The sequence below is a fragment of the Pseudomonas sp. S3_B08 genome (assembly GCF_054667725.1).
Map to the genome: position 1 here is coordinate 1,128,201 of NZ_CP162750.1, position 18,656 is coordinate 1,146,856.

General features: G+C 61.1%; 15 protein-coding genes. 10 read left to right on the plus strand and 5 right to left on the minus strand.

Going from position 1 to position 18,656, the window contains the following annotated elements:
* Position 1: 1 nt before the first annotated feature.
* On the minus strand, positions 2-1,084 hold the full coding sequence (locus AB4N73_RS05180; protein WP_122708301.1) for a bifunctional transcriptional activator/DNA repair enzyme AdaA: 1,083 nt from the start codon (positions 1,082-1,084) through the stop codon (positions 2-4).
* 109 nt (positions 1,085-1,193) lie between these two features.
* Here AB4N73_RS05180 and AB4N73_RS05185 point away from each other — a divergent pair, with 109 nt between their 5' ends.
* Entirely contained in the window at positions 1,194-1,625 is a 432-nt protein-coding gene (locus AB4N73_RS05185) for a VOC family protein (RefSeq protein ID WP_460143012.1), read from the plus strand.
* On the opposite strand, the gene AB4N73_RS05190 is transcribed toward AB4N73_RS05185, so the two are convergent.
* The gene (locus AB4N73_RS05190; RefSeq protein WP_460143013.1) at positions 1,607-2,725 is read right to left on the minus strand and encodes a carboxylate-amine ligase; all 1,119 of its coding nucleotides are present in this window, start codon (positions 2,723-2,725) and stop codon (positions 1,607-1,609) included. The two genes, AB4N73_RS05185 and AB4N73_RS05190, sit on opposite strands and share 19 nt — an antisense overlap.
* Before the next feature lie 161 nt (positions 2,726-2,886).
* Here AB4N73_RS05190 and AB4N73_RS05195 point away from each other — a divergent pair, with 161 nt between their 5' ends.
* The 4 genes from AB4N73_RS05195 to AB4N73_RS05210 all read left to right on the plus strand — a co-directional run bounded on the left by AB4N73_RS05195 (position 2,887) and on the right by AB4N73_RS05210 (position 7,084).
* Positions 2,887-3,162 (plus strand): hypothetical protein, encoded by a 276-nt coding sequence (locus AB4N73_RS05195; RefSeq protein WP_423523379.1) that lies wholly within the window; start codon positions 2,887-2,889, stop codon positions 3,160-3,162.
* Between the two features lie 194 nt (positions 3,163-3,356).
* Complete coding sequence (locus tag AB4N73_RS05200) at positions 3,357-3,962, plus strand: biliverdin-producing heme oxygenase (RefSeq protein ID WP_041478637.1); 606 nt, start codon at positions 3,357-3,359, stop codon at positions 3,960-3,962.
* Positions 3,959-6,196, plus strand: a complete 2,238-nt coding sequence (locus tag AB4N73_RS05205) for an ATP-binding protein (protein WP_460143014.1) — start codon at positions 3,959-3,961, stop codon at positions 6,194-6,196. The genes AB4N73_RS05200 and AB4N73_RS05205 overlap by 4 nt, the downstream gene beginning before the upstream one ends.
* A gap of 300 nt (positions 6,197-6,496) precedes the next feature.
* Complete coding sequence (locus tag AB4N73_RS05210) at positions 6,497-7,084, plus strand: LysE family translocator (protein ID WP_252869200.1); 588 nt, start codon at positions 6,497-6,499, stop codon at positions 7,082-7,084.
* Positions 7,085-7,227: 143 nt separating this feature from the next.
* Here AB4N73_RS05210 and AB4N73_RS05215 read toward each other — a convergent pair whose 3' ends face one another.
* Entirely contained in the window at positions 7,228-8,061 is an 834-nt protein-coding gene (locus tag AB4N73_RS05215) for an AraC family transcriptional regulator (RefSeq protein ID WP_236169367.1), read from the minus strand.
* A 167-nt stretch (positions 8,062-8,228) separates the two neighbouring features.
* Between AB4N73_RS05215 and AB4N73_RS05220 the strand changes: the two genes are divergently transcribed.
* A complete protein-coding gene (locus AB4N73_RS05220; RefSeq protein ID WP_236169368.1) occupies positions 8,229-8,621 on the plus strand; it encodes a GFA family protein in 393 nt (130 codons plus the stop codon).
* 1,211 nt (positions 8,622-9,832) lie between these two features.
* On the opposite strand, the gene AB4N73_RS05225 is transcribed toward AB4N73_RS05220, so the two are convergent.
* The gene (locus AB4N73_RS05225; RefSeq protein WP_323621748.1) at positions 9,833-10,663 is read right to left on the minus strand and encodes an alpha/beta fold hydrolase; all 831 of its coding nucleotides are present in this window, start codon (positions 10,661-10,663) and stop codon (positions 9,833-9,835) included.
* Between the two features lie 247 nt (positions 10,664-10,910).
* Between AB4N73_RS05225 and AB4N73_RS05230 the strand changes: the two genes are divergently transcribed.
* The 4 genes from AB4N73_RS05230 to AB4N73_RS05245 are packed head-to-tail and all read left to right on the plus strand — an operon-like array spanning position 10,911 to position 15,148.
* A complete protein-coding gene (locus tag AB4N73_RS05230; protein WP_041478642.1) occupies positions 10,911-11,366 on the plus strand; it encodes a (2Fe-2S)-binding protein in 456 nt (151 codons plus the stop codon).
* A gap of 22 nt (positions 11,367-11,388) precedes the next feature.
* Positions 11,389-13,551, plus strand: coding sequence for a xanthine dehydrogenase family protein molybdopterin-binding subunit (locus tag AB4N73_RS05235; RefSeq protein ID WP_150742741.1), 2,163 nt, complete (start codon positions 11,389-11,391; stop codon positions 13,549-13,551).
* A 1-nt stretch (position 13,552) separates the two neighbouring features.
* The gene (locus AB4N73_RS05240) at positions 13,553-14,131 is read left to right on the plus strand and encodes a hypothetical protein (protein WP_056784654.1); all 579 of its coding nucleotides are present in this window, start codon (positions 13,553-13,555) and stop codon (positions 14,129-14,131) included.
* Positions 14,132-14,185: 54 nt separating this feature from the next.
* Positions 14,186-15,148, plus strand: a complete 963-nt coding sequence (locus tag AB4N73_RS05245; RefSeq protein ID WP_095179571.1) for a sensor domain-containing diguanylate cyclase — start codon at positions 14,186-14,188, stop codon at positions 15,146-15,148.
* A 267-nt stretch (positions 15,149-15,415) separates the two neighbouring features.
* Here AB4N73_RS05245 and AB4N73_RS05250 read toward each other — a convergent pair whose 3' ends face one another.
* Positions 15,416-18,583, minus strand: coding sequence for a hypothetical protein (locus tag AB4N73_RS05250; RefSeq protein WP_460143015.1), 3,168 nt, complete (start codon positions 18,581-18,583; stop codon positions 15,416-15,418).
* Positions 18,584-18,656: the final 73 nt, after the last annotated feature.

The following is an 18,656-nucleotide window of genomic DNA, read 5'->3' on the forward strand; positions in this document are numbered from 1 at the left end:
CTCAAAAAGCCAATTGTTGAGTCATTTGCAGCGCAGCGTTTTCCAGCCTGAGCAGGAACGCCTTGCGCGGTTGTCCGCCACCATAACCGGTCAGCGATCCGTCTGCGCCGATCACTCGGTGGCACGGGACCACGATCGACAGGCGATTGTGCCCGTTGGCCAGGCCGACGGCACGGCTGGCGCCGGGTTTGCCCAAGCCCGCCGCGATGGCGCCGTATGTGCTGGTGTGACCGTAGGGAATTTGCAGCAGCGCCGCCCACACCTCACGGGCGAAAGTGCTGCCGGGCAGGTGCAGCGGCACGCTGAACTGAGTGAGTTTGCCGGCGAAATAATCCGCCAGTTGCACCTCGATCTGCTGCAAGTGGGCGTTATGCCCCGGCGCAACCGCGTAGCCATAACGATTCTGCAGCGCTTCGACTTCGCGGGTCAGCGCCGGTCGATCGAGAAACTCCAACAACACCAGCCCACGCCGCTCAGCCATGGCAATCATCGGCCCCAGCGGCGTGGTCAGGCGGGTGAACAGCAACGGCTCACTGTTGGCCGCACGGCCCGGGGTGATGTGGAAGGACTTCTGAAACGCATCGCGAAAACCGCTGAGCGACTCGTAGCCGGAGTCGAACGCCGCGTGATCGATCGAAGTGCCTTGCCTGATCCCGCCCAGGGCCATGCCAAGGCGACGTGTGCGCAGCCAGGCGTGGAAGGTCATACCGAAGTGCTGCTTGAACCAGCGTCGCAGTTTCAGCGGTTCGATGCCCTCGGCGAGCAATTGCGCATCGCTCCAGCGCCGTTCGGGATCGGCGTCCACCGCATTGAGCAGGCGCTGCACCCAGTCCGGGGCAATGGCTGCCGCGTCCAGCGGTTTGCAGCGCAGGCAGGCGCGGTAACCAGCGCACAGGCATTCGTCGGCGTGGGCGAAGAATTCGACGTTTTCCGGTTTCGGCTTGCGCGCCGTGCAACTGGGACGGCAAAAGATCCCGGTGGTTTTCACGGCGGTGAAGAACACGCCTTCATAGGCAGTGTCGCGCTCGAGCATGGCGCGAACCATTTCGGCGTGGGGCGGCAGTACAGCGGCTGGTATGTTCATGGCCAGAGAGTAAATCCGCTTTGTCGATGGCTCCACCGAAAAATCGACAGTGAATTTTTTCCCTTGTGCAGCACAATGAGCGGGTCGCCGCTTTCGAGGAAGCCAACTCATGCATCCCTTTTCCATTCAGCACATCGATCATATCGTCCTGCGCGTCGCCGACCTGAAGCGCAGCATCGATTTCTACGCCAGGGTGTTCGGCGCCGAAGTGGTCAGGCATAACCAGCCGCTGGGGCTGGTGCACCTGCGGGCCGGTACGTCGATGATCGATCTCGTCGATTTGGCGGGCGAACTCGGGCGCAAGGGCGGCGGCGCCGCTGATGCGCACAAGCGCAACGTCGATCACTTCTGTCTGCGCATAGAACCGTTCGACGAAGCCGCGCTCATCGCCCATCTGCAATCGTTCGGGCTGACCGTTGCACAAGCCGCCAGGCGTTTTGGCGCCGAGGGTTACGGCTTGTCGCTGTACTGTTTCGACCCGGACGGCAATCAGGTCGAACTCAAAGGCCCGTCCGAGAGCGATCAGCCAGCGGTTTCCTGAAGCAGCAGCTCGGCCACTTGCCCGAGGGCCGAGCGGCCGTTTTGCGCTTGTTCAGACGCCAGATTGAACAGCGCCAGTTGCCGATCGGCGCTGGTGCCGCTGTCGATGATCGCCCGGGCACGTTCGAACAACTGCGCCGCGCCCAATACCTGTGCCGTTTCGGCAAAACGCTGCTCGGCCAGTTCCAGCCATTGCGCGAACGAACAGTCGCCGTCGATGCCTTCGACCAAATAGCGCCCATGAATTCCCAAGCGTTTGGCCCGCCAGCGATTTTCCTCCAGCATCGAACGTGCGGTCTGGTCATAGAGCAATCCTGGCCGCCGCTGCGCACTGGCGTGAGCCACCAGAACGCGAAAGAACGCCGCAAGGGTCAGCGCATCCTCGACCCGAGGGCAAGCGTCAGTCATACGCAGTTCCAGGGTCGGAAAACGCGCTGCCGGGCGCACGCCCCACCAACACTCGCCGGGCTGGCTGATCGCGCCGATACGCATGAGAAACGCCAAGTGTTCGTCGTAATGGCGCTGATCGGCAAACAGCGGCGGGATGCCCATGCGTGGCCACTCGTCACACGCGGTCTGCCGATAGCTCATGAAGCCGCTGGCGGCGCCATCCCAGATCGGCGACGAACAGCTCAGTGCCAACAGCAGCGGCGTCCAGGGCAGCACTTCGTTCATCACCGCAATGCGATCCAGCGGCTCTGCCACCTCGACGTGCACATGCAGGCCCGACAGCACGCTGCGGCGGGCAACATGGCCGTAGCGCTCGAACAGATGATGGAAATGTTCCTCGTCGGTCGGAACCTGCTCGCGCCAGTCGGCCAGCGGATGACTGCCGGCGCTGAGCACGCCCAGAGCAAACGGTTCAAGGGCTGCACCCAAGGCCTGACGGCTGCCACGGAGAAAATCGCCAGCGTGCACAAAGTCGCTGAACACCGGCGAAGCCACTTCGATCTGGCCCTGAAACATCTCCGTGGCAAACCACACACCCAGCGCCGCCCTGCAAGCCTCGATGGCCTGTGGGGGCGGACTGCCGACCATGCGCAGGCTCTGCAGGTCAGTGAGAAAGTACTCTTCCTCAATGCCGAATCGCGGGTGGCTCATGACGGTGCTCGAGCAAGTGGTTCTCTTGAGAACCGTGCGCCGTTGCGGTGGTTCACGCCAGGCGACCAGTGCCCCGCGAATGCACCGTTGGTCTTGTCCATTGCACTTGAGCGGCCGAGGCGTTTCCAAACAAGTCCGATCAACGTGTTCTGGAGGCAGACATGAGCAACCCATCCAGCAACGACAAAGCGCTTGAGCAAACCGTCAATGCCAACGACGACGGCTTCGCCATCGGCACGGCCGGGCGCGATGAAGACCCCAACGCCACCACCGACTGGGATGTCAGCCGCGATAACGAGGATGTCATGACGCCGGACGATACTCGCGGTCTGCCCGGTTATCCCGGCGCCGAAAAAAACAATCCTTCGAAACCCGTTGCCGACAGCAGCGTACCGGCCAACGGCGATCCATCGGTGCAGAACGACGGCGCTGATTGAGGTGGTCAGCAGTGGCAGGATAATGGCGTCGGTCGAACTTTTCTGATCCGGCGCCACTCTGAACCTGTCATAGGGTCGCAGTTCGACAGAAAAAACGCTTCGGCAGGCAGAAAAAGCCGCGTGGCGTGATAAATTCCCCCCACGTCGAGCCCACCCAGAATGGCCCCTGCCGGGTCCCACCAAGAGCGATCTACATGCAAGCAAAGGCCCGTGAGGTTTATGTGCCACCGGTGCTGCAAGATCTGCGGGCCGGCACAGCCGAACTGCACATCGCACTGGAAAAACGCCTTCCTTTTTTTACCGATACCCTCGATACCCCCGCATTCGAGCGCTTGATGGCGGCCTATTACGGTTTTTATCAGCCGCTGGAACGGGCGTTGCTCGCCAGTGGCGCTGTCCCGGATGATTTCGATCTGACGCCTCGTTTGAAGGCCGAGACCTTGCACGCCGACCTGCGCGCACTGGGCGCGACGACCAATGATTTGCCGCTGTGCGAGGACTTGCCGGTGATCGACTCCAGCGCCGCCAGTCTCGGCGTTTTGTACGTGCTCGAAGGCGCCACTCTCGGCGGGCAGATCCTGCGTCGGGAGATCGCCGCGCGGCTGAATCTGGACGCCGACAATGGCGCTGCCTTCCTCGATGTCTACGGCGCGGCCACCGGGCGGCGTTGGCGCGAGTTCATCGAATACCTGAGCAACCGGCCCATGGCGGCCAGCGAACGCGCGGCCGTGGTCAGCGCAGCACAAACCACATTCAGCTGTTTCGAGCAGTGGCTCGAGCGCCAGGAGGTACTGGCATGAACCCGCAAGACCCACAAGCCTTTGAAGAACTGCTGGCCAACTGTGCCGACGAGCCGATCCGCTTTCCTGGCGCGATCCAGCCCCATGGTTTGCTGCTGACCCTGACCGAGCCTGCGCTGCAGATCATTCAGGTCAGCGCCAACGTCGAAGCCCTGCTGGCCCGCGCGCCCGAATCCTTGATCGGCCAGCCGCTGCACAGCCTGATCGGCGCCGAACACACCGCGCACGTGCTCGAAGCCTTGCAGCAGACAGCGTTTTCCGAGGCGGCGCCGCTACGATTCGAGCTCAACGGCACTGAATTCGAAGGTTTGCTGCACCGCCATCAGGGCGTGCTGATTCTCGAGCTGGAAATTCATGTGAAGAATTTCCAGCCGCGCAACGTCGCCGGGGTCAATACCCACCTGGGCCGCATGCTCCAGCGCCTGCAAGCGGCGACCACGCTGCAGGCCCTGTACGACATCAGCGTCAAGGAAATCCAGGCGATGACCGGTTACGACCGGGTGCTGATCTATCGCTTCGAGGAAGAGGGCCACGGTCAGGTCATCGCCGAAGCGTCCGATCCGTCGATGGAAGTGTTCAACGGCCTTTTCTTCCCGGCTTCGGACATTCCCGAGCAGGCGCGCGAGCTGTATCGCACCAACTGGTTGCGGATCATCCCCAACGCCGATTATCAGCCAGTGCCACTGGTGCCGAAGCTGCGCCCGGACACGCAGACGCCGCTGGACCTCAGTTTCGCCACGCTGCGCAGCGTCTCGCCGATTCACTGTCAGTACATGAAGAACATGGGCGTGCTGTCGTCGATGAGCATTTCCCTGCTCAAGGGCGACAAGCTCTGGGGCCTGATCAGCTGCGGCAATCGCCAGCCGCTGCACGTGCCGCATGAATTGCGCATGGCTTGCCAGACCATCGGCCAGGTCCTGTCGTTGCAGATCAGTGCCATGGAAACCCTAGAATTGACCCGCCAGCGTGAAGAGAAGGTCGAAGCGCTGGCGCGGCTCAATCAGGCGATGGTCGATTCGCCGCAGAACGTTTTCGACGGCCTCGCCCAGCAGCCAGCGACGCTGATGGCGCTGGTCAATGCCGGCGGCATCGCGATCATCGAAGACAAGCAGTTGCACCGTTACGGCAACTGCCCGGCGCCGGAAGAAATTCGCGCGCTGCACAAGTGGTTGCAGGCGCGCGGCGAGCCGGTGTTCGCCAGCCATCACCTGTCCAGCGTTTACCCGCCGGCGGCGCAGTATCAGTCTGTGGCCAGCGGTGTGCTCGCCATGAGCCTGCCCAAACCGGTGGACAACGGTGTGCTGTGGTTCCGTCCGGAAGTGAAGGAAAACATCAACTGGAGTGGCGATCCGCGCAAACCGCTGGATCTGGAAACCTCCGACGCCGGGATGCGCCTGCGTCCGCGTACCTCGTTCGAAATCTGGAAGGTCGAGATGGCCGGGATCTCCACCAAGTGGAGCCACGGTGACCGGTTCGCCGCCAATGACCTGCGCCGTTCGGCGCTGGAAAACGACCTGGCCCGTCAGGTACGTCGCGAGCAGGCGGCTGTGCAGGCGCGCGATGATCTGGTGGCGGTGGTTTCCCACGACCTGCGCAACCCGATGACGGTGATTTCCATGCTCTGCGGCATGATGCAAAAAACCTTCAGTTCGGAAGGTGCGCACACCTCACGGCGTATTTCCACGGCGATCGACACCATGCAGCAGGCCACGGCGCGGATGAACACGTTGCTGGAAGACCTGCTCGATACCTCGAAAATCGACGCCGGGCGCTACTCCATCACCCCGCAGGCGCTGGAGGTCGGGCACATCTTTGAAGAGGCACAAGCGTTGCTGTCGCCGCTGGCCCATGACAAGGACATCAGCATTTCCTTCCAGGCCGATCCTGACCTGCGCATCCACGCCGACCCCGAGCGGCTGTTTCAGGTGCTGTCGAATCTGGTGGGCAACGCCATCAAATTCACCCCGCGCATGGGCACCGTCGGCGTACACGCGAAATCGGTGGGCGACGAGATCGTGTTTATCGTGCGTGACAGTGGCGAAGGCATTCCCAAGGAGCACTTGCCGCATGTGTTCGACCGCTACTGGACGATAAAGGAAGGCAACCCGACCGGCACTGGCCTGGGTTTGTACATCACCCAAGGCATCGTCGAAGCCCATGGCGGCCAGATCGTCGCCGAGAGCGAGCCGGGGCAGGGCAGCGAATTCCGCTTCACCGTGCCGCGCCTGGCCTGAGTGCCCCTGTAGGGGGAGTTTGCTCGCGATGGCGTCAGTCCTGACAAGTCTGTTGTGACTGACCGAACGCTTTCGCGAGCAGGCTCGCTCCCACAGGTCTTGTGGGGGGGCGAGATTTGAGTCTCACGCAAAACCTTGTGGGAGCGAGCCTGCTCGCGAAGACGTCAGCTCAGCCAACACTGGGCGACTGACCCACCGCTCCCTCAGAAGATTCGCAGCCTCAGGGTCATTTTCTTCAATACCGCAAATCCCCCGCCCGCTACCGTAGCCACCTCGTTCCTCGATTGAAGCAGGTGTGCAATGAGTCTGATTCTTTCCATGGCGGCGTTTGCCCTCGCCGCATCCATCACCCCCGGGCCGGTCAATATCGTCGCCTTGAGCACCGGCGCGCAGTACGGTTTCCGCGCCAGCCAACGGCACGTGGCCGGGGCGACGTTGGGGTTTGTGCTGTTGCTGGTGCTGATGGGCCTGGGCCTGCATGAGGTGCTGCAATTGTGGCCGTTCATGACCCGCGTGGTGCAATGGGCCGGGGTGGCGTTCCTGTTGTTCATGGCCTGGAAACTGGCCAGCGATGACGGCCAACTGAACACCAGCGAGTCCGGCCGTGCGCCGTCGATGCTCTATGGCGCGGTGATGCAATGGCTCAACCCCAAGGCCTGGCTGGCATGCGTGGCCGGCATGGGCGCATTTGTCGCCGACGGCGAGGCGCGGCTGGTCTGGCAGTTTGCGGCGGTGTATCTGGTGATCTGCTATCTGTCGGTGGGCTGCTGGGCGTATGCCGGGACGTTCTTGCGCGGGTATCTGAGCAATGCCGCCGGGATGCGCTGGTTCAATCGGTTGATGGCGTTGTTGCTGGCGGTGAGTGCGCTTTATTTGCTGTTCACTTGATTGACAGGCCCACCACAACCCCCTGTGGGAGCGAGCCTGCTCGCGAATGCGGTGGATCAGTCAGTGAAGTGTTGAATGACACACCGCCTTCGCGAGCAGGCTCGCTCCCACAAGGGGGGCAGTGTTCAACTTTGAGTATGAAGTCAGCCGCGATACTGCCCCGGCGTTGCCGCCAGATGTTGTTTGAACGCTCGCTGAAAATGCGCCTGATCGGCAAACCCGGCCTGGAGCGCGACATCGGCAATCAACTGGCCGCTGCGCAAGCGCTCGCGGGCGAACTGGATGCGCTGGTTGACCACGAACGCATGGGGCGTCATCCCGTAGCGCTGCTTGAACGCGCGAATCAGGTATGACGGCGACAGCTGCGCCGCCGCGCAAATCGCCTCGAGGCTGAGCACTTCGGTGCAATGTCCACGGATGAAATCAGCGGCGCGTTCCAGCTTGAAATTCGGCTCATCGACGGGCTCATCCGCCGGATTCAGGCGGACCTGCAAATCACTGAAAAACTCTACCGCCGCGCTGTGTTTCGCCAGCGCCTCCATTTGGTCGTCGAGCAAAACCTCATACAACCCCATCAATTTGCCGAACAGCTCGGCATCAGCCAGATGGGTGTCGGAAAATCGCCGGAATTCCAGCTCCCCGGCAAACCCCAATTGATGCTGCAAATCCGTCAGCCACGGCGTTTCGACATACAACATCACGTACGACCAAGGCTGATCATCGATCGGATTGCAGGCGTGTACATCGCCGGGATTCATCAGCACCACGGTGCCTGCTGCCACTTCATACTGCGCCTGCTCATGCACATAGGTACTGCGCCCGGCGGTGATTGCGCCGATGGAAAAGTGCGCGTGGGAATGCCGCGCATAACAGACTTCACGACCATCCGCGATGGCCCGCGCTTCGATGAAGGGCAGGGCGTCGTCGCGCCAGAAGCGCGGGGCTTTCTCGGGGTTTTTCGCTGTGGCGTGTTTCATCGTGATCGTCCCGGCAGGTCAGCGTCCGAGTGTATTAGCTCTGGCCGGCGAATGCCCGTTGCAGTGCGGCAACATTGAGTTCTTTCATCTGAAACATCGTCTGCATTGCAGCGCCGACTGTTATAGGCTCTGGGGGCGTGACACCACGAGCGCGATGGAGCTGAACCATGACTGCATTTACCGGCGGATGCCTGTGCGGCGATGTGCGTTTTGAAGCCTCTGGCGAGCCTTACCGGGTCGGGCTGTGCCATTGCCTGGACTGTCGCAAGATCCACGGTGCGCTGTTTCATGCCTCGGCGATTTTTCCTGAGGACGCGGTGACCATCAGCGGTGAAACCCATGAGTATCAAGGGCGGCACTTTTGCCCGCGCTGTGGTTCGTCGGTGTTCAATCGCAGTGGTGATGAGGTCGAGGTGAACCTCGGCGCGCTGGATGCGCCGGATCAGTTGAAGCCGACCTATGAGAGCTGGATTGTGCGGCGTGAATCGTGGCTGCCGGATTTTCCGCTGGCCAGGCATTACCGTGGTGATCGTGAAGGCGAAGGGCGGGCAGAGGGGTAGGGGATTGATTCAGCCTTCAGCACGCTTGCGATTTCTGTGGGGGCGAGTCTGCTCGCGAAGGCTTGTTGTCAGGCGGTGGGGGTGTTTTTGAGTGGGTACATATCCGTTGCTGCGGTAACGGCTGCTTATGGTTCCGCCCTTACGGCGGGTCACTTTTTCCAAACGCCGAAAAAGTAACCAAAAAGGCTTGCTCCTGCGTTCGGCCCTCGCAGGCTCGGGTTCCTTCGCTCCGGGACTGATCCGGGCGCAGCGGCTCCGGTTTGCTTCGCTGCACCTCCTTCCGCTGAGTCTGGCTGCGCCAGACGGTCGCTGCGCTCCCACGCCCGGATCAATCCCTCCGCTCAGCCTTCCGACGTCGCCGGTGGATCAAGATCAAAAGCAGGCGAGCTGACACTCGACCTAAGGCGAACGCGGAGACTGTAGGAGCTGCCGAAGGCTGCGATCTTTTGCTCTTGCTCTTGCTCTTGCTCTTGCTCTTGCTCTTGCTCTTGCTCTTGCTCTTGCTCTTGCTCTTGCTCTTGCTCTTGCTCTTGCTCTTGCTCTTGCTCTTGCTCTTGCTCTTGCTCTTGCTCTTGCTCTTGTAGGAGTGAGCCTGCTCGCGATAGCTATCTCAAAGATACGAATGAACAGCAGATCTACCCTGATCCCTGTGGGAGCTGGCTTGCCAGCGATGGCGGCCTTCCAGCCGACCAGTCTCTGACGGATATACCCAATCCCAACTGTGGGAGCTGGCTTGCCAGCGATGGCGGCCTTATAGCCGACCAGTCTCTGGCGGATATACCCAATTCCAACTGTGGGAGCTGGCTTGCCAGCGATGGCGGCCTTATAGCCGACCAGTCTCTGGCGGATATACCCAATTCCAACTGTGGGAGCTGGCTTGCCAGCGATGGCGGCCTTATAGCCGACCAGTCTCTGGCGGATATACCCAATTCCAACTGTGGGAGCTGGCTTGCCAGCGATGGCGGCCTTATAGCCGACCAGTCTCTGGCGGATATACCCAATTCCAACTGTGGGAGCTGGCTTGCCAGCGATGGCGGCCTTGTAGCCGACCAGTCTCTGACGGATATACCCAATCCCAACTGTGGGAGCGAGCCTGCTCGCGAAAGCGGAGTGTCATTCGCAGATAATTGGACTGGAGAGACGCCTCGCGGGCAAGCCCGCTCCCACAGGGGATCAGTGTTTGCCAATTGCAGTAAGCCTGATTGGGGCGGTTAACCGCGAATAAACGCCAACAAATCAGCATTGATGGTTTCCGCTTGCGTCGTCGGCATGCCATGCGGAAATCCCGGGTACGACTTCAGTGTGCCGTTGGGCAGCAGTTTCGCCGATAACGGTGCGGAGTTGGCGTAAGGCACGATCTGGTCATCCTCTCCGTGCATTACCAGCACCGGCACGGTGACTTTTTTCAGGTCTTCGGTGAAGTCGGTCTGCGAGAAAGCGACGATGCCGTCGTAATGCGCCTTGGCCCCGCCGATCATGCCCTGGCGCCACCAGTTGGCGATGGTCCCTTCCGACGGCTCGGCGCCAGGGCGGTTGTAGCCGTAGAAAGGTCCACTCGGCACATCGCGATAAAACTGCGCACGATTTGCCGCCAGCTGCGCCTGAAAGCCATCGAACACTGATTTCGGCAAACCGCCCGGGTTGCTTTCGGTCTGCACCATCAGCGGTGGTACGGCGCTGATCAACACCGCTTTGCTGACCTTGTCCTGACCATGCCGGGCGATGTAATGGATTACTTCGCCGCCGCCGGTGGAATGGCCGACGTGGACAACGTTGCGCGTACCCAGATGATTGACCACCGCCAGCACATCGTCGGCGTAGTGATCCATGTCGTGGCCGTCCCAGACCTGGCTTGAGCGGCCATGCCCGCGTCGATCATGAGCAATCACCCGAAAGCCCTGTGCCAGGAAAAACAGCATCTGCGCGTCCCAGTCATCCGAGCTGAGCGGCCAGCCGTGGTGGAAGTGGATCACCGGCGCGTCGCGCGGCCCCCAGTCCTTGTAGAAGATGTCGACGCCGTCTCGAGTGGTGACAAAGCCCATATTCGTTACTCCTGACCTGTGATGGACAACCGCGAGGTTCGCGGGCCGGTTGCGCAGAGATACGACGACTCAGTGCGAGCCGTTATCAACTGTAGGAGCAATGCCGGGGTCTGCATGACCGCTGGTCACAACGTGTGGCTTGCTGCGCAAATTAGGCTTTGCTGAAAGGGATAAGCGCGGGCGTCCGTAGGTTTTTGCGACCACAGCGACGCCCCTTTGCAATACGTGAGTCTGAGGAAATCACCCGATGCTGACCCTGAATATCAATGGCAAGGACCAAGAGCTCGATGTCCCCGCCGACATGCCGCTGCTCTGGGTTCTGCGCGATATCGCGCACCTGACCGGGACCAAGTTCGGTTGCGGCATGGCCCAGTGCGGCGCCTGCACCGTGCACGTCGACGGCGCGCCATTACGCTCCTGTATCACCCCGGCGACTGCCGTCGCCCATGGGCAGAAAATCCTCACCATCGAGGGCTTGTCCACCGATGGCTCGCACCCGGTGCAGCAGGCCTGGGCCGAGCTGGACGTGGTGCAGTGCGGTTATTGCCAGTCCGGGCAGATCATGTCCGCCGCCGCATTGCTGGCGAAAATTCCCAAGCCCACCGACAGCGATATCGATCAGGCGCTCTCCGGCAATATCTGCCGCTGCGGCACCTATCCGCGCATTCGCGCTGCGGTCAAACGCGCCGCCGAAATCGGCTGAGTCATTCTCTGGGAGAGGAACGATGAACAGTCCTGTATCGCGTCGCGGGTTTCTCAAGGGCAGCGCACTGTTAAGCGGCGGCCTGATGGTGGCGTTTGTGGTGCCCGGGGCCAACCGCTTTGCCCGGGCGGCAGAAAATCAGAACAAGACGTTCGCACCCAACGCGTTTCTGCGCATCGCGGCGGACAACAGCGTCACCGTGCTGCTCGGTCATTCGGAAATGGGCCAGGGCATCTGGACCGGCCTGACCATGCTGATCGCCGAAGAACTGGACGCCGACTGGTCGAAAATCCGCGTCGAGCACTCGCCAGCCTCGGCGGCGGATTACGGCTTGCCGGCATTTGGCGGCATGCAGATCACCGGAGGTTCGACATCGACCTGGATGGAATTTGACCGCTATCGACTCGCCGGGGCGACGGCGCGGCAGATGCTCGTGGAAGCGGCTGCGAAACGCTTCGACGTCGCGCCGTCGACGATTCGCACGGAGTCCGGCGTGGTCATCGCCGGGGACCAACGCGCGACCTACGGCGAACTGGCCGATGCCGCCGGGCAACTGCCGGTGCCGGACCCGAAAACCATCACTTTCAAGGAAGCCAAGGACTGGAAAGTCATCGGCAAACCGACCAAGCGCCTCGATACCCCGGAGAAGATCACCGGCCGCGCCAAGTTCGGCATGGACGTGCAGTTTGAAGGCCTGATGACCGCGATGGTCGCCCGCGCGCCGGTGTTTGGTGCCACGGTGAAATCCTTCGAAGGCGCCGCAGCGCTGGCCATTCCCGGCGTACACAAGGTTGTGCAGGTGCCCAGCGGCGTAGCGGTGGTGGCCGAGCATTTCTGGGCGGCGAAGCTGGGCCGTGATGCGCTGAAGGTCGATTGGGACCTGGGGCCGTTGGCCGACATGAGCAGTGAAAAACTGCTCGAGAGTTTCCGCAAACTGGCGGCGACGCCGGGCACTTCCGCCACTCAGGCGGGGGACGCCAAGGCCAATTTCGGCAAAGCCGCGAAAAAAATCGAGGTCGAATACAGCGTGCCGTATCTGGCCCACGCGCCGATGGAACCGCTCAATTGCACGGTGAAAATCAGCGCCGGAAAATGCGAGATCTGGACCGGTACGCAATTTCAGACGCTGGACCAAATGGTTGCCAGCAAGATCACCGGGCTCAAGCCCGAGCAGGTCGAAATTCACACGGAATTTCTCGGCGGTGGCTTCGGTCGCCGCGCCAATCCGACTTCGGACTTCGTCGCCGAAGCGGTGCAAGTGGCGAAAGCGGCGGACCTGCCGGTGAAAACCGTGTGGGCGCGCGAAGATGACATTCGCGGCGGCTACTACCGCTCGATGTACCTGCACAAGGCGCAGGTCGGACTGGGTGCTGATGGTTTGCCGATGAGCTGGCAGCATGTGCTGGTCGGCCAGTCGATCATGGCCGGGACGATGCTCGAGGCAGCGATGGTCAAGAACGGCATCGATGCCACCTCGGTCGAGGGCGTGGCCGACAGTCCGTATATCAAGGATCTGCCTCATCATCAGGTCGATCTGCATTCGCCGCAGACCGGCATCAATGTGTTGTGGCTGCGTTCGGTGGGCCACACCCACACGGGTTTTGTCATGGAATCGCTGATCGATGAACTGGCGACGGCGGCGGGCAAGGATCCGGTGGAATACCGACGCACGTTGCTCAAGGCGCACCCGCGCCATCTCGGCGTGCTCAATCTGGCGGTGGAGAAGGCCAACTGGGGCGCGCCGTTGCCGGACGGGCATGCTCTGGGCGTGGCGGTGCACGAGTCGTTCGGCAGCTACGTGGCGCAAGTGGCGGAGGTGTCGCAGGACAATCTGGCGATCCGCGTGCATCGGGTGGTCTGCGCGGTGGACTGCGGCATTGCGGTGAATCCGCAAAGCATCGCCGCGCAGATGGAATCGTGCATCACTTTCGGCCTCGGCATGGCCCTGCACAGCAAGCTCACCGTCAAGGATGGCGGCGTCGTGCAGTCCAACTATCACGATTATCAAGTGCTGCGGCTCAACGAAATGCCGGTGGTGGAAGTGCACATCGTCCCCAGCAGTGAAAAACCCGGCGGCATCGGCGAGCCCGGCGTGCCACCGACCGCGCCGGCGGTGGCCAACGCAGTGTTCGCCTTGACCGGGCAGCGCCTGCGCGAACTGCCACTGCAATTGTCGGGGGTGTGAGATGAAACGACATCTTGTGTTGGGCACCGTCGTGTTGCTGGGCCTCGGTGGCTATGCCTCGGACCTGTTTGCCGAGGATCAGCAGGCGTTGAAAGCCTTCGCCACGGTGCAGAAAGTCTTTCAGAGCCCGCGCTGCCAGAACTGCCACATCCCCGGCGATTCGCCGTTACAGTTCGACGCCGGCATCCCTCACGCGATGAATGTAGTGCGCGGCATGGATGGCAAGGGCGCCGCCGGTTTGCCCTGCGCCACCTGTCACGCTGAAAGCAATCCGCCGGCCAGTTATGGCCCCCATGCGCCGCCGGGTGCGCCGCACTGGAGCCTGCCGCCAGCGGCACACAAAATGGCCTGGATCGGCCTGCCCTCGGACAAGCTCTGCGCGATGATCAAGGACCGCGCGAGCAACGGCGACCGGGATTTCGCCGCGCTGTTAAAACACGTCAGCGAAGACAAACTGGTGCTCTGGGGCTGGAATCCCGGGGCAGGGCGCGCACCGGTGCCGGTGCCGCACGATATTTTCGTCGCGCAGTTCAAGCTCTGGGCCGATGCCGGCGGGCCTTGTCCGGTGGCGCAAATGTGATGCCCCGACGATTAAGCGCTACGCTGAACGCATGACTGTCTACGGAGTGTGCGCATGCTGGTGCCCGGAAAACCTGCCAATGAAGCTGCACGAATCGACGCCTTGCACGGCCTCAACCTCGACTCGGCGCCGGAGGAGCGCTTTGATCGTCTGACACGCCTGGCCAAGCGCCTGTTCAACGTGCCGATCGCCCTGGTCACGCTGGTCGACAAGGATCGCCAGTGGTTCAAGTCCTGTGTGGGTCTGGATGTCAGCGAGACATCCCGCGATGTCTCGTTCTGCGGCCATGCGATTTTGCAAAACGAGCTGATGCTGGTGCCCGATGCGCTGGAAGATTTGCGCTTTCATGACAACCCGTTGGTCACCGGCGCACCGAATATTCGCTTTTACGCCGGTTATCCGCTGACCGTGCCGGACGGTAACAAAATGGGCACCTTGTGCCTGATCGATACCAAACCCCGCCATCTCGACGACGAAGAGCGTGCCTTGTTGCGCGACCTCGCGGAGATGGCCGAGCAAGAGCTGACGGCGGTGCAGATGGCAAGCATGGATGAACTGACGCTGCTGTCCAATCGCCGTGGTTTCAAGCAACTGGCCCAGCATGCGCTGGATGCCTGCGCACGTTTGAACCGACCGGCGACGCTGCTGTTTTTCGATCTCAACGACTTCAAGCAGATCAACGATCTGTACGGGCATGCCGAAGGTGACAGTGCGCTGAAGACCTTCGCCGATGTGTTGCGCATTGCCTTTCGCGAGAGCGATGTGGTCGGGCGCTTGGGTGGTGATGAGTTCGTCGCGTTGCTGACCGGCTCGAGCCACGTTGAAACCACGCGGATCATGGCGCGGCTCAAGGAAATCCTCGAAGAGCGCAACGCCACGCTGCACCGTGGTTATGCGATTCGTTTCAGCGTCGGCCAGATCGAATACGATCCCAAACGCCACGAAACCGTTGATCGCCTGCTCGCCGATGCGGATGGCGCGATGTATGCGCACAAGCAAGCTCTGAAAGGCTGTTAGTAACGGCCCCATCGCTGGCAAGCCAGCTCCCACAGAGTCCAGTGACGTTAATGAGGTGTGAGTTCACCTTGAATTCCTGTGGGAGCGGGCTTGCCCGCGATGGCGGTGGGTCAGGCAATTTGATGCTGGCTGATCGAATGTCTTCGCGAGCAGGCTCGCTCCCACAGGTCTCGATGGCGCGGAGGATTTTTCAGTTCAGCACCATCTATGTAAGAGCGAGCCTGCTCGCGAACGCGTCAGCCGAACTATCGCCGGATTCGCCAGTGCTCAGCGCTTGGGCGGGCTCAGCTTCTGGTAAAACGTCAGCCATTTCTCGTGACTCGCAACGGCATCCTCGAGTTCGGGCACGCGCAATGCGTCTTGCAAGGCTTGTGCTTTAAAGGCATCGAACAGATGCCGGACAGCGGTGCTGGCGATGGCGTTGACTGTGTTGGAGGCGAAGGTATCGGGCACGGCGGCGCGCTCCTGTTGCGCCAGGGGTGCGCCCTGAATATCGAGGCGAGTAATGAACGCGTTACAAGTGGCATTCAAGCGAGGCTGGGAGCCGTGCCTGTAGGCTTCGGCGTCGACGGGCAGCGATTTCGCCGCATCATTTGCCCCCGATGGTTTGAGTAATGCAAGGTCGATATCGCGACGCAGCACCACTTCATTCCTGCCAGTGAAAATCTCGAAGACTCTGGCTGGACTCCCACGCAGCAGCGCCAAGATGCCGAATGGCGCAGTGCTGGCGTCAGCCAGCTTGTCCGTGGCTGCCGATACTGGCCGCAGGGCGAGCAGTTCCAGCTCGTGATCTTCGATGTCGATTCGCTGCGCGAACGGCAAGCGACAGAACGCTTCCTTGAGAAATGCGATATGTGCGTCCTTCATTTGCCTCAGGCGTGCGCTCAGTGCCGCATGGAAGTAGGTCGCCACATTGTGCAGTCTGGGCAACGAGGCAAGCATGGGGGCCAGTTGCAACTGTGCATTGCTCGATTGCCATCCTTGCAGGTCACCTGTCAGCTTGCCGGCGACATGCAGTTCGCTCAGCGAATAGTGCGCTGCAGAGGTCTGCGTGTTGGAGTCGGGAGCAAACAGCGCCTTCTCCGTGAGGTAGGGGGAATCGCTGAACACCTTGCGCAGATCGGCCAGGGCAACCGTGACGGGAGTGGGCGGTGCCGAAAGGAACGCCCGCCGATAAAGATCGTTCAACAGGCGATTGTGGTTGCGGAACAGGACATCGGCCTGCTTCAGCGTCGTGGCGTCATAAACAGTCACCGGAAATTCGGCATTGCGCTGGATCAGCCCTCTGGCAACCGCCCAGTCAACGACCAGTGAGGCACAGGAATCCTCGCGCAGAAATTTGTAGAAGTGCGTGGGGGCCGGGCCTTTGGTCAGTTGGTTCAGTTGCTCATAGCTCATCAGGCGTGCCACACCCGGCATTTGGCTTTCGATATACAGCACGACCTGCTTCAGCCTGACCCAACGCGAACAACTCATGTAACAGAGTGATGGCGGAATATGCCGGGTCAGAAACTCCGGCGCTATACCGGACAACAACAGATGGGTGGCCAACGTCTTGTTTTTGACCGATGCAAGAGCGGGCTGCCGATCAATGAAGCGGCGTACCTCGTCATAGCTGTCGCCCCAGAAATCACGCCCCTCCAGACGTTGCTCGACAATACGGTTCAAATCCTCACCCGCGTTCGGCTCCAGGCTGAGAATCAATGCAGCGAGCAACAGGCGATCGCGGTTGGTGGCCAGCAGGCGTTTCTCCTGCGCCGGAGCACCCAGATTCTTCACCAGCAGATTGCCCAGCGTTTGCGCGCGCGGTGTGATCAGAATTCGGCTGATCAGGTAGTCGGCTTTTGCCTGGAGCGTTTTGAGCGGCAGATCAGTATCGACACCCTCACTGAGGTAGTCGATCAACGGCGGCGAGTCTACGGGTAAAAACGCCTGTGTGGTGTCGATGATGCTCTGACGCTGTTGCGCCGTGAACCGCTCGGTTTGTGTCCACGGCTGGCCCAGCAGATACCAGTGATTCATATGTCCGGGACGGGTGTGCAGATTGATCCTGAACCATTTCACCAGCGCGAGGGCTTGCTCGACAGTGTTCGGCAAAAGCAGATTGTAGAAGCGCAACATTTGCCCAAGGGTGACTTTACCGCTTGAACGCAAGGCGCCGCCGGCTTTGCTTGCCTTGGCCTTGAGCTGGTCGCGAAAGAGTTTCAGATCAGCCTGTTTTTCCACCTGCGCCGTCAGGGTGACCCAGCCTTTTACGCTGGCAGTACCGACATGACCGGATTCGGTGACGAGCAACTGACTGTCGGCGGGCAGTCCGTGCTGCTGCAGGATGGCTTGAAAATCCTCATCGGCGCTGAGTGTCTGCAGTTGACGCTGGCCATACTTCATCCGTCCCGCCAGCGCGGAATCCGGATGGGGCTCGCTGATTTCCTCGTAATCGATCTTGGCCTTGGGCGCTTTGTTCCAGCTCAGCGCTTCAAGGCGTCGCACGATGTGCCGGTTATCTTCCAGAGCGCCAAATTCTTCACGATAACTGCGGATGGGGTCGTTGCTTTGCACGTAATCGCTGACGTAGGGCAGCGCCGGCCAGCTTTGCTGGCGCAGGCGTTGCGCAAGTGCCCTGGCTTCGCGAGCATCTTGCGGCAACGCAAACTCATAGCGGCCCAGAAGCTCGCCCAGTTTGAGGCGCGGCCCTCTGGCGGGTGCAGAAACAGAGGCCGAAGTGAGGGTTACCGGCGTGTCGAGAAAGCCTCGCTGCTCGAAAGGGTCGCTCGCCAGCAACACTTCATCGATTCGATCGGCGATCGCCCGAAAGTCTTCCAGTTGCGCGTTGCGTTCCTTCACTAGCGCTGACGTGCTCTGGCCGTTTTCATCGATGGCCGCCAGCCCGGTTTTCTTCAGCTCGGCGAGGATGACTCGGGCCTGAATCTGGTTTTGCGGTTCCGGGTAACCGTAGAACGCCAGCACCACTTGCCGTGGAAACCGATACAGCGGGTTGGCGGATTTACCGCCGATGTAGGGCAGGCCCAGCCCCGCAGGATCGATACGCTGGGAAATCGACAGCAGCATCGGCGCCATCTGCCACCAGCCTGAATCATCTTCCAGCGTGAACGTGCGAACGCCGTTGGAGCCGTTCGAGGGTGATTGCGCTTGCAGGGTATCGCCCTTGATCTGCAAGGTGTCCAGATCGATGTTAAAGCCACTGGCCCAATCGAGAAATTCAGGGCGTTCGAGGGCGCTCCAGTAAAGCTCCATCCATTCGCGCAGCCGGCATGCACGGGGAACCTCCAGCGTGCGCGCCGGTGTGGCGGCGCTGACCACCGGTACGGCGGTCAATTCTGCGATGAGATTGTGAATCAGCGTCTGTTCATGTACCGGTGTGTCGTCCATCTGCGCCTCCCTGGCGGCTGATAAGCATTGAGCGCCGAGTATCAAAGGCAGGGCAGGGTGGTTGGCGGTACATATGTAGTTGGGCGAGCTTTTCTGCAGGGATAAAAAAACCCGCCGG